The organism is Pauljensenia sp. 20925_1_27, from assembly GCF_041432835.1.
Classification (GTDB): domain Bacteria; phylum Actinomycetota; class Actinomycetes; order Actinomycetales; family Actinomycetaceae; genus Pauljensenia.
Map to the genome: position 1 here is coordinate 1 of NZ_JAPWAH010000032.1, position 14,378 is coordinate 14,378.

Here is a 14,378-nt window from a genome sequence, read left to right on the forward strand (position 1 = left end):
GAGAGTTTTGTACCGGTTGAGCCCGGGGGTGGCTGTTGCTGGGAGAGTTTTGTACCGGGTGAGTGGTGGATTGGTGTTGGAAGCGGGAGAAAATTCTCCCTGCTCGCGAGAAATGGCCGGATTTCGTTGATTGTGGGCGTGCTGGGAGAGTTTTGTACCGGTTGGGCCAGGGGGTGGGCGTGCTGGGAGAGTTTTGTACCGGTTGAGCCTGGGGGTGGGTGTTGCTGGGAGAGTTTTGTACCGGGTGAGTGGTGGATTGGTGTTGGAAGCGGGAGAAAATTCTCCCTGCGTGCTTGAAATGGCCGAATTTCGTTGATTGTGGGCGTGCGGGGAGAGTTTTGTACCGGGTGAGTGGTGGATTGGTGTTGGAAGCGGGAGAAAGTTCTCCCTGCTCGGTGGATTGGTGTTGGAAGCGGGAGAAAGTTCTCCCTGCTCGGTGGCGTGGTGTTGGAAGCGGGAGAAAATTCTCCCTGCGTGCTTGAAATGGCCGGATTTCGGTGTTTTTGGGCGTGCCGGGAGAGTTTTGTACCGGTTGGGCCCGTGCGTGGGGCTCGTTGGGGGCGGGTTTGTTGTGTGGAGCCCCACTAGCCCGGAAATCAGCCGATGATGGGCTGCTCTTCGGGCATACGGATGACGCGGGAGCGCTGGCGCAGGGCCAGGGCTGCGGCCACGGTCATGGAGCCGGTGCGGCCCGCGAACATGAGCACAATCAGCACGTATTTGGCGCCCACGGGCAGGATTGGGGTGATGCCGGTGGACAGGCCGACGGTCGCGAATGCTGACACGGTCTCGAGGAGGATGATGTCGAGCGTGTACTCCGTCATCGACAGGAGGAGCACGACGGAGATTGCGACGAGCGCCAGGCCCAGCAGGGACACGGCAACCGACAGGCGGATCGTGGAGGTGGGGATGCGCCGGCCGAAGGCTTCAATGTCGCGGTCGCCTCGCGCTTCCGCGATGACGGCGAGTACGAGGACAGCGAAGGTTGTGACTTTGACGCCGCCTGCGGTGGATGCTGAGCCGCCGCCGATCATCATGAGGATGTCCTGGACGAAGTGGGTTTGCGAGTGCATGGCGCCCACATCGAGCGCGGATAAGCCAGAAGAACGGGAGTTCACGCCGGCGAGCATGGCGTTGAGGATCTTCGACGGCGTGTCGATCGCGCCGAGCGTCGTCGGGTTGTGCCACTCGGTGAGAGCCATTGCGAGGGCGCCGACGAACGCCAGAATCAGGTAGGTCGACAGTGTCAGCTTGGTGTGGAGGCGCCAGCGGCGCGGAGTGCGCAGGTTTTTGGCGACGTCCATGATGACGGGGAAGCCGATGGCGCCCACGGTTGTGCCCAGGATGATGGGGATCAGCATCCACCAGTCGGTGACGTGGGGCGCCAGGCCACCGGGGAGGATGACGAAGCCCGCGTTGTTGAACACGGAGATCGCCATGAAGACGGCATCCCAGACGGCGCGCACGGGGTCGAATCCCATGGCGAGGAAGCGGGGGAGGAACATGGTGGCGAGGAGGGCCTGCATGCTGAGCGACGTGGCGATGACGGCTTTGAGGAGCGTCGAGATCTGACCCATGGCGCCGGTTCCCGCTTCTTGGGTGGCGAGCATGCGCTGGGTGAGGCCGAGGTGGCGTGACACCGCGAATCCGAGGATCGATGCGAGGGTCATGACGCCCAGGCCACCGACGACGATGCCGGCGGCGATGACGGCTTGGCCGAAGGGGGACCAGTAGGTCGCGGTGTCGACGGTGGTTAGGCCGGTGACGCACACGGCGGATACGGCGGTGAAGAGGACGTCGACGAAGGGCGCGGACGTGTCCGATGAGGAGGAGATGGGGAGCATCAGGAGCGCGGTGACGACGCCGATGATGAGTGCGAAGGTGCCCAGTGCGAGGCGTGCGGGCGAGTAGCGTGCTTGGCGTGAGAGCCAGGCGCGCACTCGCTGCATGCGGGAGGTGGGGACCTGGGGGTGGGGGCCGCTGGGTCCTCCGGGGATTTGGCGGACGATGGGGGAGGGCTGTGGGCTGAGGGTTTCCTCCGAGAGAGCGGGGGACGAGGCCGGGGCTCGCCCGCGCATCAGGGACCGGGTGGCGCCGGGTTGGGGACGTAAGCGAGGTGTTCTCGCCCGCTGTTGTCGACCCTTGCGTGCCGGTGCCATCGCTGCTCCTTAACGACTCTGCAACAAAACTGGACAAAGTTGCAGTTTCCATGTGGTTGGGCAGTAGTATATTTCGTGAGGCTACGTAAGCGGTGAACGAATCGGGTTTAGCGCGCCTCGCGAGCATACTGGGAGTCAGTAAATGGAACAGCAGTCGGCGCCGCGTTTTATGACTGTCACGGAAGTGGCGGACATCATGCGCGTCTCTAAGATGACTGTGTACCGCTTGATTCACAGTGGCGAAATGCCCGCGATTCGCGTCGGAAAGAGCTTCCGAGTCCCGGAGGCCGCGGTCGCCCAGATGATCCAGGCTGGTATGGCGGATCACTCTGGTGACCAGGCTCGCGTCATTGGCGGGTAGTATAGGCACGATGTGCCCGTCTCGGGCACCCATCATCCATCAGCGGTAGTACCTCTGCCGCACACACTACGAGGGAGGAACCCCATGGGCTCCGTCATCAAGAAGCGCCGCAAGCGCATGGCGAAGAAGAAGCACCGCAAGCTCCTGCGCAAGACGCGTCACCAGCGTCGCAACAAGAAGTGAGCGAGCGGAGGCCCGGCCTTTTGGTCGGGCCTCTCGTGTATCTGGGCCCCTATACTTGGGTGTTATGGAACGCACCATTATTCATGTTATGCGCCACGGTGAGGTGGACAATCCGAACGGTGTTTTGTATGGGCGTCTGCCTGGTTTTGGGCTGACGGAGCTGGGCCATGCGATGGCTGCTCGCGCCGCGGAGTACCTGGTGGATTCGGGTGCGGATATTACGCGCGTGATTTCTTCGCCGCTGCTGCGCGCGCAGTTGACGGCGGCGCCGACGGCGGCGGCGTATGGGCTGACGATTGAGTCGGATCCGCGTCTCATTGAGTCCGATAACGTGTTTGAGGGTATGCCGGTGAACACGAATCGCATGATGCTGGCGAACCCGAAGTACTTCAAGTACTACTGCAATCCGCTGCGTCCCTCGTGGGGTGAGCCGTATCGCGATGTTGCGTCGCGTATGAGTGCGGCCCTGTCGTCGGCTTTGCGTGCGGCGCGGGGGCACGAGGCCCTGGTGGTGTCGCATCAGAATCCGATCGTGACGCTGACGCGTTTCGTGAATGGCCAGCCGTTGCCTCATTCTCCGAAGTCGCGCCACTGCGCGCTCGCGTCGATCACGTCGTTCATTTTTTCGGGTGCGACGCTTGTGGGTACGTCCTACGCGGAGCCTGCGGCGGACCTCGTCGCGATTGCGAAGGATATGACGCCGGGGGATTCGCAGGCGGATCTGCGCCGCTGACCGTAGCGTCCGGGTTGACCGCAGCGGCGGGGGTATCGGGTCGCGCTGCGGTAGGGCGCGTCTGAGGCGCGCGATAAGCAGCGCCTGAGGTGGACGGTAACGGTGTCCCTTAGTGGGCCTCGTCGCCCGAGGCCTCGGTGGGGTCGGATGCGTCGCCGTCGGAGCGCTTGCGGCGCTCGCGCTCGCGGCGTTCTTCCTCGCGGCGCTTGCGCTGGATGTCGCGCTCGAGGCGGAAGAGGAACTCGGGGTCGTCGTCGGGGGCGGAGGGGCGCTTGGGGGCCTCGGGCGACCGTGTCTGCTTCTTTTCTGCGCGGGATACCCACCGCAGGACGAGCCACGCGATGGGGCCGATGGCGGCGACCGTCGCGGTGAACAGGATGATCATGAGCCATATCGGCTTGGCGATTTTGCCGGGCATCTCGTCTTCGGGCGTGCGGTGCCAGTCGGCGGCAGCGTAGATGGTGAGCGCGAGCATTGCGACGACGAGGGCGATTCTGGCCATGCCCCTAGCATAGGGGCGTGGGGCGCCTCACGCTGGGGCGTTCACTCCCGGAGCAATCGGGGGCGCTGCGCGTGGCGCTTAGGCGCGCGTCACGCGGGGGAGCGCTGCGTACGAGGGGGCGGTGCCGGGCGCGAGGACCGCGGTTGAGCCGGCCCGGATACCGTCGGCCACGGCCTCGTCGAAGGGCTTGCCGAGGGCCATGGCGGCGGCCAGCGCGCCCACGCACGCGTCCCCGGCCCCCGTGGTGTCCACGACCTCGCCGAGGGTGAGAGCGGGGCAGTGCCCGGCCTCGCTGCCCGACGCCCACGCAGCCCCATCCGCGCCCAGGGTGACCATGACGTGCTTGGGGCCGAGGCCTCGCAGCGCCCGCGCGACGCCGATCGCCTCCATGGGGCTGGCGGGGGCGGGCATACCGAGCGTGAGGCCGGCCTCCGTCTCGTTGACAACGAGGATGTCCGTGCGCGCCATGAGCGCGGGGTCCGTCGGGCGCGCGGGGGCGAGGTTGAGCAGGACGCGCGCGCCGAAGGAATGTGCCCATGCGAGGGCTTCGGCGTTGGCGCGCTCGGGGATCTCCGCCTGGAGGACGACGATGTCGGAGGGGGCGGGGAACAACGAGGCCTTGGCTGGTGTGATGCTCACAGTCGCGTTCGCGCCTGCGTCCAGGATGATCGTGTTCTCTCCCGATGTGGCCACCGTGATGAGTGCGGTTCCCGAGGGGCCGTCGGCCTCGCGCAGGTGCGTGACGTCCACGCCGTGGGATGCCAGGTCGCAGCGCAGGCGCTGGCCCGAGGGGTCTGAGCCGAGCGCGCCGACAAAGACGACGGTCGTCCCCGAGTGTGCGGCGGCGGCCGCCTGGTTCGCGCCTTTGCCGCCGAGGCTGTAGGTGAGCGAGGTGCCAGAGAGTGTTTCGCCGGGGGAGGGGAAACGGTCGACCGTGACCGTGACATCCTGGTTGATGGAACCGACGACAATGACGCGTGCCATGAGCGCTCCTTTGCGATGGGATGCTCTATTGTGCCACGTCACAGTGGTGTCGTCGCGTATTTTGGCACCTCCTCGGTGGAGTTGGTGGTGCGGGTTAGCCCATGCGAAGTGTTAAGTGCAGCTTCATTCGCACACTAGTTTCCTGCAATACTGCTAAACGGTTGATTTGTGGTGAACTAATCGCCGTGCGCACGCTCCGCTTCTTCATCTCCTCGCGAGCGGCAGGTCCCACCTGCCGCGTCGCCACAGTCCCCTCACAGGTGATCCGAGGGGCGGCCTCGGCCCCCGCGCTCAACATGCGCACCGTCGCCACGGACGGCGAATACGCGGACGGCCCGGCGCGCGTCCTTCTCCCGCTCCTCGGCATCTACGCCCTCGGCACCGTCTCCCTCCAGGGCTTCAACCTCGTATACCTGCGCGTCGCCCAAGACATCGGCGCGGGCGACTCGTCCGGCCTCATCACCGCGATTCCCGGCATCGTCCTCGGAGTCGCCTGCTTCCTGTACGGAACCCTCGGCGACTTCATCCCGCTGCGACGCATCGTCGACGTGGGAATCGCCCTCATCGTGGCCGGGTCATTGCTCGGCTTTGCCTTCTCCTCGTCCCTGGTTGGCGTCATCGTCGCGCGCGCCCTCCAAACCCTCGGATACCAGGCGGCCGCCTCCGCGTACATGATCCTGGCGACCGCGATCCGCGACCCGAAGAAACGAGGCCTCTACGTGGGCCTCATGTGCGCGGCCTTCCAGGGCGGCACCGCGATCGGGATGCTCTCGGGCGGCATCCTCGCCGACATCAACTGGGCGCTCCTCCTCCTCATCCCCCTGGCCGGCCTGGCGTGCCTGCCCATCATGGGGCGGCGCGTGCCCGCGCGTGCGCACGCCGGCCGCGTCGACGTCGTCGGCCTCGCAATCTTCTCCTCCCTGGCGCTCCTGCTCACCCTGGCCGCAGCGAACCCCCACTGGTGGCTCATCGCCGGCCTCGTCCTCGGCGGCGTCCTCTTCTGGCGCTACATCGGGCGTGCGCGCGCCCCCTTCATCACCCGCTCCTTCTTCACGAACGTGCCGTGGGCGCGCTCGATCAGCCTCATCCTGATCGTCTACTGCATGAACTTCACGGTCGCGCCCCTCATGAACGGTATCGGTGCCGCCTACTACGGGCTCACGCCTGCCCAGGTGTCCGTGCGCCTCCTGCCCGCCTACTGCGTCGCCCTGACCACCGCCATGACGTCGGGCGCCGTCATGTCCCGCATCGGACGCGGCCGCACCGTGCGCGCGTGCATCGGCTTCATCCTGACGGGCACCGCCCTCCTCGTGCTGTGCATGAGCATGGGAACGTGGGTCATCACCGCCGCGATGTGCTTCATTTACGCGGGCTTTGGCGCCCTGTTCACCCCCATCTACGACACCGTGTTCGCGACCGTTGCCCCCGGACAGAACGGGCGCGCCGTCGCCATGAACGACCTCGCCATGCAGGGCAGCGCCGCGATCGGCATCGGCGTGTTCACCCCGCTGCTCGCGTCGGGCGCATTCCAGGCCGTCGCCCTCGTCTGCGTCGTCGCCGCAGCGACCGGCATCGCTGGCGACTGGCTGCACGAATACCTGTACCGGCGCGGGCGCTGAGCTACTTTCTCACCCGCGGTGCATGCGCGCGAGGAGCGCGAGTGGTCGCGCTCCTCGCCTGCGTTGGATGCTTGTGATCATTTCTGATCTGCTGGTGGGAGGTTGGGGTCGAACCAGTCGGGAGTGCGTCCAGGCTGGTCGATCATCTGCTTGGGATCACCGTTGGATCCGTCTGAGGGGTTACCTACCGTGTAGTAGCGGGTCGCGCTTTGCTCGCCGAGCCGTGTTGTTGACACTACGGCGGCGTGGTACTCCTCATTGGTCCAGAGGAATTGGACAATATCAACTCCGTTGGAGGTCCAGCGTTTTTCGGATAGCTCAAATCCGAGGGGGAGGAGGTGCTTGTTGTAGGTGTCGCGGATGTGGTCCGTGTCCAGGTCACTGAAGTAATACAGGCGGGTGTGGACAGAATAGAGTGGGCCCTGGGCGGACCCGAAACTGCCGATGAAGTCTCCGTTTACGTAGGCAATGAAGTTCTCGGCGGTGACGAGCTCGTTGCGCGCGGCGATGATGGTGGGCTCGAGATCGTGCTGGAAGGCCTCGACGGACTTAACCTGTGGGCTAAACGGGTTCATGGATCCTCCGAAAAACGGTGCGCACGCGGTCGTGCACAGCGCCAGGAGGGCGCAGGCGAGGAGCGCGAGTGGTCGCGCTCCTCGCACCGGGCGAGTAGGTTTTGTTATCCGTGTCATGCGGGTGGGAGGTTGGGGTCGAACCAGTCGGGGATGCGTCCGGGCAGGTCGATCATCTGCTGGGGATCGTCAGTTGATCCGTCCGAGGGGTTTCCCTGTGTGTAGTAGTACGTGGAGGTCTGCTCGCCCAGTCGCGTTGTCGCTGATACGACGGCGTGGTATTCCTCGTTAATCCACAGGTAGTCGACGATCTCGACTCCGTTGGAGGTCCAGCGCTTTTCGGAGAGCTCAAATCCGAGAGGGATGAGGCGTTCGCTGTAGATCTCGCGGATGTGGTCCGTGTCCAGCTCGGTGAAGAAGAACATGCGTGAGTGGAGAGAATATACGGGCTTTCCGTCCTCCTGGGTCCTGTAGATGGTGTAGTTGTTCTTGTATGCCATGAAGTTCTCGGCGGTGAGGAGCTCGTTGCGCGCGGCGATGATGGTGGGCTCGAGGTCGCGCTGGAAGGCCTCGATGGATTTGACCTGGGGGCTAAACGGGTTCATGGATCCTCCGAAAAACGGTGCGCACGCGGCACATGCGATAACTGAAAAAAATGCGAGAAGGGCGGCGAAAAGCTTTCTCATGAGGGAGGATTCCCTGCAATGACGCTGGCAATATCTCGGTTCGCCTGGGTGTCCTTCTGGAAGTAGCCGCTATGTTGATCCCACGGCCGATAGGAGCGTGGAGCAGGACCGACATCCCCGGAAAGGTGCTTGTATCCGTCCATTGTGTCGGGGTTCTTTCCAAAGGATCCGTCTGGGCCGACGCCTTGGACCACGTCATGAAGGTAGGGAGCAGCGCTCACGTACATGTGGCCCTCGGGTACATGGAACTCGCCCACATCCTGAACGCCCGAGCCGGGAGAGCCGAATTGCACCAGGTCGTCGATGACGCCGTCACCCACGAGTGTTGCGGCGATGCCGGCCGTGGTCGAGCCGTAGGAGTGGCTGGCGACGGTGATATGCGCGTCGCCAGCTCCATGCTCACGCGCCGCGTCGATACCGGTCAGGAAGTTGGCGAGCTTCGTGGCACCCGCCTGAGCCATGTCGGTGTTTGACGCCTGGATGAGACCCGGAGGCGCGTCGTAACCGAAGAACGAGACCATCGCGACCTTTTGTCCGGGTCCGGCCGCCTTTTCTGCAGCCTCGCGCATGGTTGTGGCGTGAAGATCGTAATCGGCGATGGAACCGTCCTTGCCGTTACCTGCGACGCTGGTCGTCATGCCGGGAACGATGACGCCGATGTGTTGAGTTTCATCGGGGTTATTCTGCGAGACAGCCGCAAGGATATTTGGTCCGCTCGGGTCAAGCTGCATCAGGTAGCGGGGAACACCGTCGGACTCGTTCTTGAGGGTTGCGTCGATCTTATCGAGCGCTGTCACGCGGTCTTTCAGGCGTTTCTCTTCAGCGAGTAACCCGGCATTCTCAGGCGTCACGGGGATGGACGTACCGTAAGTATCGTAGAACTGCTGGAGTTCATCCTTTGCCTGCTTCTGGAGGCGGGGCAGCATGATCCGGTTCGCCTGATTGCGCGACGTGTAGTCGACGCCCTCAAGGTTGCCGATGACGTCCGGATGCTGCTCGATCATCCACTGCTTGTCCTTGTCGGATAGGGAGTTCCACCAGGACGCAACTTCCTGAGCTGAGGCACCAGCGGGGGGCAATGAGGGACGCACCTTGTTCATAGCAGAGTAGTGAACGTTGTTATCGTAGGCTCCCGCGTCCAATGCAGACATTTTCTGCGAGAGGGAATCGACGAGCTCCCGTGCCCGCGTGAGGGCAGTGTTGACACGCTCCTGTGCGGTGTCGACCATGTACTTGATATCGAGGATATTCTTCCCGGCCTTTTTGAGCTTCTTCACCTGAGCGGCATCCATCGACACGTTCCCGCTCGCGTCAATAGACATGCCCCATGTGCTGGCCAGTTGCTTCGCATCGTCAGCGTTCGCGCGGACCTCGTTGATGCCCTCAGCGCCCTCTGAGGCGATCTCGGCTGAGCTGATGAGGAAGTTAACCTCTTTCTCGATAGCCATCATGCGCTTGTGCAACGCGACCTTGGCGGCCTTGACCGTTTGGCTTGAACCAACGAGGCTACCCAGTTGGTCTGCAAGGCTATCGCCTGCGGCCTGCAGCAGGCGCTGCTTGTTTTCACACTCCACTGCGTACGTCTGCAGCGGCGCGGATTCCCATTGCTGGATGTCTGTCCAGTTCACGGCTTCACCACCGAACCCGGGGCAACCGTGCCCATCTGGGCGTGCGCGCCCGGCGTGTAGGAATCATTGCTCATCGGGGCCTCCGCGTGAACGGTGAGTAGTGCTGTGGGTCATCCTACCTGACAGGTGGTCGTTTTTCAGTGGTCGACGAGGCCTCGTCAGCGCGTGGAGCCCCGGCCTCGTCGATGAAAACCTACGCAATCACGAGGGCGATCGCCGCGAGAAGACTCCACGACAGCGTGAAAAAACCGGTGTTGCGCAGGACTGTGATGAGCTCGCGACCCGAGGCACCAGTGAGGACCGGCAGGCTCACGCCGACCGCCCACGCGCCCGCGCCCACGCCCAGGGCGCACGTCGCCAGCGGATGCAAGCCAAGCGCCGCGCCGAGCACCGCGATCATCACGACCGGAAGCCACGCGCACGCCGCAAACACCCAGCGCGACGTCCGGTCCCCCAGGCGCACGGCCGCCGTCATCTTGCCCGACTCGCGGTCCGTCGGAATATCTCGAATGTTGTTGGCCATCAGCAGGGCCACCGACAGCAGGCCCAGTGCCGACGCGCTCATCCACAGCCACCACGGGGCCGACTGCACCTGCGTCCACGTCGTGCCCACGCACGCCAGCAGACCGAAAAACACAAAAACCATGAGCTCCGACAGACCGATGCCCATATAGGCGTAGGGGTGCTTGCCGCCCGTATAGAACCACGCCGCGACCACGGCCGCGACGCCCGCGGCGATCAGCCACCAGGTACCAGAAATCGCAACCAGCGCCAGGCCCGCGACCCCAGCCAGCGCGAACGAACCCAGCGCCGCCGCCAGGACAGTCTTCGGTTTGGCGAGGCCCCCGCCCGTCAGGCGCGCAGGCCCCTTGCGATTATCGTCCGTCCCGCGAATGCCATCCGAATAATCATTCGCGTAATTGACCCCCACCTGCAGCGCCAGCGCCACCAGGAGCGCCAGGGACGCGCGCAGCGTGCTGAAGCCCCCCAGGTAGTGCGCGGCCGCCGACCCCACGATCACGGGTGCGGCGGCGGCAGGGAGGGTGCGCAGGCGAGCGCCTTCAATCCAGTTCGAAACGGAAGCCATGCCCACCAGTGTAGTTGGAGCGGGCGCTCGCCCGGGCAGCGGGTTAGCGCACCCACTCCCGTTCAGTGCCCGAGGCCTCGGCGGCGGCCTGCGCTGCGGCAGCGCGGTCGACCTTGTCGAAGCCCAGGTAGGGGAGGGCCTCGACCGCCACAACCCGGCGGGGAGCCTGCGCGCGACCAATATGAGCCGCCGTGTGCTCGCGGACCGCGGAACCAAGCTCAGCCATCTCCAGCGAATCCGCCGGCACCTGCTCCGGAACCACCAGCGCAGTCACCACGTGCCCCCACTTCTCGTCCGGCGTCGCCATGATCCACGCGTCCGCCACGCCCTCGAACGAGCGCACCGCCCGGCGCACCGGCCCCGGCGCAATCGACAGGCCACCCGAAACGATCACGTCGTCCGCGCGACCACGCACCTCTACCGTTCCAGAAGCCCGGATAATGCCCAAGTCCCCGGTGAGCAGCCAACGGTGGCCGCCCTCGTCAAAGAAAGGGCTCTCCGCATCCAGGTAGCGGGTCATCAGCGTGGGGCCGTTAATCGCCAGGCGCGTGCGGCCGTCCCAATCCACCGCGCGCACCGACGTGCCCGGCAGGGGCTTGCCGTCGTACACGCAGCCGCCCGCCGTCTCCGTCATGCCGTATGTGAGACGCACCTTCAGGCCGACCTCGATCGCGCGGGCGAGCAACTGCTGGTTCGTCGCCGCGCCCCCCACGAGGATCGCCGACAGGGAACGCATCGGCCCCACGACCTCCTCGCCCGCCTCGAGGCACTGGGCGAGCTGGGTGGGCACGAGCGACAGGTAGCCCGGCATCCCATCCTGCGTCGCGCCCGCAATCGCCGGCAGGAGCGCGCGGGGATCGAAGCCCTCGGACGTATCCACGATCTGCGGATTCGTCTCCGCGACCGCCGCGCGCAGCAGAATCATCGCGCCCGCAATGTGGTGCGCAGGCAGGGCCAGGATCCAACGTCCCGGGCCGTCCAGAGCCAGCTCGGTGGCCTTCGCCGAAGCAATGAGCGCGTCGATCGATAGGCCGACGAGGCGGGGGGTGCCCGCGCTCGACCCCGACGTCGGGACAACCAGGTCAATACCGTCGAAGAAATTCGCGTCCGCGTTGATCGCCTCGGCGAGGTCGGGGTAGCGGTCTGCGGGGAAAGCGTCCTCGGGGGTCACCGCCGAGCCGCGCAGCGTCGCCGGAGGCACATCCCCGGGCGCGCGCAGGATGACAACCGTGTGCGGTGCTGGATGATTCGGGTCGGCCTGACGCTCCTCGTAGAGCTCGACAAGCTTGTGGATCGACGCGTTCGCCAACGCGACGGCACCGATAGTGGTGCCTCCGGGCACAACAAGAAGTCGCGGCGCAGCCATGATGAGCCTCCCAAAATCGACGGCAAACGCGTATACAACCAGGATAAAGGCTCGCGTTCTTGCAGGTGGCAAGGGGAGTCGCGGCAATAATCACGTTTGTCGGTTGATTGGTTGGTCGAAAAGGCGAGATTTCGCCCCTTTCCGTGTGGTCGATAACTCAGCTGAAAATTCAACGGAATTTACCCACAAGCGCACACGAGGCTATACGATAAGAAACGATGCTCAAGAAACTATCTCTGAAAACCAGATGGGCGATCGGCGTTGTGAGCGCCCTCGTCCTCCTCGTCGTATGCGCCGGCGTCGTCTACGCCGCCAACTACTCCGGACGCGCCCTGCCCGGCACCACCATCGCCGGGACCTCCGTCGCGGGCATGACCCGAGACCAGGTCGTCGCCGCAGTGAACCAGCGCGCCGACGCCACCAACGTGTCCCTCACCGTCGAAGGCAAGACCACGCAGGCCTCGCTCAACGAAGCGGGCATCACGGTCGACGCCGACGAGACCGCCGACGCCGCAATGAAGGGCTCCACGTCCCTACCCGCGTTCGTCAGCGCCCTGTTCTCCCAGCGCAACGTCGACCCCGTCGTCACCGTCAGTGAGGAATCCATCAAGAAGCTCGCGGCCACCGCGAACTCCACCCTGACCTCGGAAATGAAAGACGCCGCGGTCGTCGTCGCGCAAGACGGTGAATCCTTCACCGTCACCCCCGCGCAAAACGGCAACGGCGTGTCCACGGACGACGTGGCCGCCGCCGTCAAGCAGGCCGGCGCCACCCTCACCTCCGTCTCCCAGGACGTCAGCGTGCGCCAGATGGAACCCTCCATCACCACCGAGGACGCGCAGGCCGCCGCCGAGAAGGCCAACGCCCTCCTCGACACGCCCATCGAAATCTCCGACGGTATCGACACCTTCACCGCCGAACGCTCCGACAAGGTCAAGTGGGTCGAATTCCTCACCAAGGATGACGGCAGCCTGGATGCGCCCTCCATCAACACCGTCAAGGTCGCCGACTGGGTCAACGCCCTGGCCGCCAAGACCGACGTCAAGCCCGAAAACCGCGTCGACAACGTCGACTCCCAAGGCAACGTCCTGACCGTCGCACGCGAAGGCAAGAAGGGCCTCAAAACCAACAACACCGAACAGATCACCAAGGACGTCGTTGCCGCCATGACCGACGGCAAGGCATACGAAGGCCTGTTCCACTACGACGACGTCGAGCCCGGCTCCGAGACCAAGCAGGTTGCCGAAGGCACCGAAAACCTGGTCTACCAGGCCGCCGAAGGCGAGAAGTGGGTCGATATCAACCTTTCCGACGCTACCGTCACCGCCTATGTCGGTGGCAAGGTCGCCGGCGGCCCCTTCTACATGGTCCCCGGCGCACCCGACACCCCGACCGTCACCGGCACCTTCCACGTCTACCTCAAGTACGACGTGCAGACCATGCGCGGTGAAAACGCCGACGGCTCCAAGTATGAGACCGAAGGCGTCCCGTGGGTCACCTACTTCACCGGCTCCTACGCCATGCACGGCGCCCCCTGGCGCTCCTCCTTCGGCTGGAGCGGCTACGGCGGCTCCCACGGCTGCGTGAACATGCCCGTCGACGCCGCGAAGTTCATCTACGACTGGACCGACATGGGCGACACGGTGGTCGTGCACTACTGACAGCTGACTGCGGTGGCGCACTGGCGATCACCTGCCGCGTGGCACCACCTGCCGCGTAGCGCCGATAGTCGCTGAGTATCGAGGGCGGGCCGGAACCGAGAGGTTCCGGCCCGCTTTGTCGTGTCTGTGGTTGTGGCCCCGCTGGTGTTCCGGGCGCGTGTCTGGTGGCGCGTGTCTGGTGGCGCGTGTCTGGTGGCGCGTGTCTGTGGGGCCGGGCTGCTTGATGCGCCCGTGGGTGGCTTCTGCGGGCGGTGTCTGTGGGTGGTGGTAGTGGGCCGCTGGTGTTCCGGGCGCGTGCCTGGTGGCGCGTGTCTGTGGGGCCGGGCTGCTTGATGCGCCCGTGGGTGGCATCTGTGGGCGGTGTCTGTGGGTGGCGGCCCGCCCGCGCGATCGCCACACGCGAGCCTGATGGCTCGGAGTGATCGATCTCGAAGCCCGGCCAGGCCCCTCCGGCGTCCACGGCCGCCGCAGCCAGGCCCCGTCTCGAATCCTGGCCAGGCCCCTCCGGCGGCGACCTTAAATATCAGCGCATACGACCTTCGTCAGCACTTCCTGTTCTATCCCCAGTGCGCGAAATAATTCGCCCTGCGTGGCTTGTTGCTTGCTTGTGCGCGAAATAGTTCGCCCTGCAGGCGCGAAAGAGGCGAAAAACGCCGTTTTTAGGTGTGCTGGGCGAACTTTTTCGCGGAACCGCTGTAGAACGGGAGCGCTGGGAGAGTTTTGTACCGGGTTTGGCGCTTGGTGCGGTACAAAGTTCTCCCTGCTCGGCTTCTTGGTGGTGGCGGCGGTACAAAGTTCTCCCTGCTCGAGCAAAACAGGCTGAAATGGGCCTTTTTG

Annotated in this window: 14 protein-coding genes; 5 read left to right on the top strand and 9 right to left on the bottom strand. The window is 64.8% G+C overall.

From position 1 onward, the window contains the following. Positions 1 to 596: 596 nt before the first annotated feature. Positions 597 to 2,159: a TrkH family potassium uptake protein gene (locus tag O3684_RS09925; protein WP_500066746.1), complete on the bottom strand. Its 1,563-nt coding sequence runs from the start codon at positions 2,157 to 2,159 to the stop codon at positions 597 to 599. A 142-nt stretch (positions 2,160 to 2,301) separates the two neighbouring features. On the opposite strand from O3684_RS09925, the gene O3684_RS09930 reads away from it, so the two are divergent. The 3 genes from O3684_RS09930 (at position 2,302) to O3684_RS09940 (ending at position 3,436) form a co-directional block, all read left to right on the top strand. After that, positions 2,302 to 2,520, top strand: a complete 219-nt coding sequence (locus tag O3684_RS09930; protein WP_003792089.1) for a helix-turn-helix domain-containing protein — start codon at positions 2,302 to 2,304, stop codon at positions 2,518 to 2,520. An 84-nt stretch (positions 2,521 to 2,604) separates the two neighbouring features. After that, positions 2,605 to 2,703: a 30S ribosomal protein bS22 gene (locus O3684_RS09935; RefSeq protein ID WP_003792170.1), complete on the top strand. Its 99-nt coding sequence runs from the start codon at positions 2,605 to 2,607 to the stop codon at positions 2,701 to 2,703. Between the two features lie 64 nt (positions 2,704 to 2,767). Further along, positions 2,768 to 3,436 carry a histidine phosphatase family protein gene (locus O3684_RS09940; protein WP_500066747.1) on the top strand — a complete coding sequence of 223 codons (669 nt, stop codon included), beginning with the start codon at positions 2,768 to 2,770 and terminating at the stop codon, positions 3,434 to 3,436. A gap of 109 nt (positions 3,437 to 3,545) precedes the next feature. On the opposite strand, the gene O3684_RS09945 is transcribed toward O3684_RS09940, so the two are convergent. Then, positions 3,546 to 3,938 carry a phospholipase gene (locus tag O3684_RS09945; RefSeq protein WP_500066748.1) on the bottom strand — a complete coding sequence of 131 codons (393 nt, stop codon included), beginning with the start codon at positions 3,936 to 3,938 and terminating at the stop codon, positions 3,546 to 3,548. 78 nt (positions 3,939 to 4,016) lie between these two features. Beyond that, a complete protein-coding gene (locus O3684_RS09950) occupies positions 4,017 to 4,922 on the bottom strand; it encodes a ribokinase (protein WP_500066750.1) in 906 nt (301 codons plus the stop codon). Positions 4,923 to 5,107: 185 nt separating this feature from the next. Between O3684_RS09950 and O3684_RS09955 the strand changes: the two genes are divergently transcribed. Beyond that, positions 5,108 to 6,541: an MFS transporter gene (locus O3684_RS09955; protein ID WP_500066752.1), complete on the top strand. Its 1,434-nt coding sequence runs from the start codon at positions 5,108 to 5,110 to the stop codon at positions 6,539 to 6,541. Positions 6,542 to 6,618: 77 nt separating this feature from the next. Here O3684_RS09955 and O3684_RS09960 read toward each other — a convergent pair whose 3' ends face one another. The 5 genes from O3684_RS09960 to O3684_RS09980 all read right to left on the bottom strand — a co-directional run bounded on the left by O3684_RS09960 (position 6,619) and on the right by O3684_RS09980 (position 11,880). Further along, positions 6,619 to 7,116, bottom strand: coding sequence for a DUF4853 domain-containing protein (locus O3684_RS09960; protein WP_500066754.1), 498 nt, complete (start codon positions 7,114 to 7,116; stop codon positions 6,619 to 6,621). A 113-nt stretch (positions 7,117 to 7,229) separates the two neighbouring features. Then, positions 7,230 to 7,718, bottom strand: coding sequence for a DUF4853 domain-containing protein (locus tag O3684_RS09965; RefSeq protein ID WP_500066756.1), 489 nt, complete (start codon positions 7,716 to 7,718; stop codon positions 7,230 to 7,232). Between the two features lie 77 nt (positions 7,719 to 7,795). After that, positions 7,796 to 9,427 carry an alpha/beta hydrolase gene (locus O3684_RS09970; protein WP_500066758.1) on the bottom strand — a complete coding sequence of 544 codons (1,632 nt, stop codon included), beginning with the start codon at positions 9,425 to 9,427 and terminating at the stop codon, positions 7,796 to 7,798. A 193-nt stretch (positions 9,428 to 9,620) separates the two neighbouring features. Beyond that, a complete protein-coding gene (locus O3684_RS09975) occupies positions 9,621 to 10,514 on the bottom strand; it encodes a 1,4-dihydroxy-2-naphthoate polyprenyltransferase (protein WP_500066760.1) in 894 nt (297 codons plus the stop codon). Positions 10,515 to 10,557: 43 nt separating this feature from the next. Continuing rightward, on the bottom strand, positions 10,558 to 11,880 hold the full coding sequence (locus O3684_RS09980) for an AMP-binding protein (protein WP_500066762.1): 1,323 nt from the start codon (positions 11,878 to 11,880) through the stop codon (positions 10,558 to 10,560). Positions 11,881 to 12,098: 218 nt separating this feature from the next. Between O3684_RS09980 and O3684_RS09985 the strand changes: the two genes are divergently transcribed. Then, entirely contained in the window at positions 12,099 to 13,541 is a 1,443-nt protein-coding gene (locus O3684_RS09985) for a L,D-transpeptidase family protein (protein WP_500066764.1), read from the top strand. 516 nt (positions 13,542 to 14,057) lie between these two features. On the opposite strand, the gene O3684_RS09990 is transcribed toward O3684_RS09985, so the two are convergent. Next, positions 14,058 to 14,378: hypothetical protein (locus O3684_RS09990; protein WP_500066766.1), on the bottom strand; the 321-nt coding region annotated here is incomplete at its 5' end.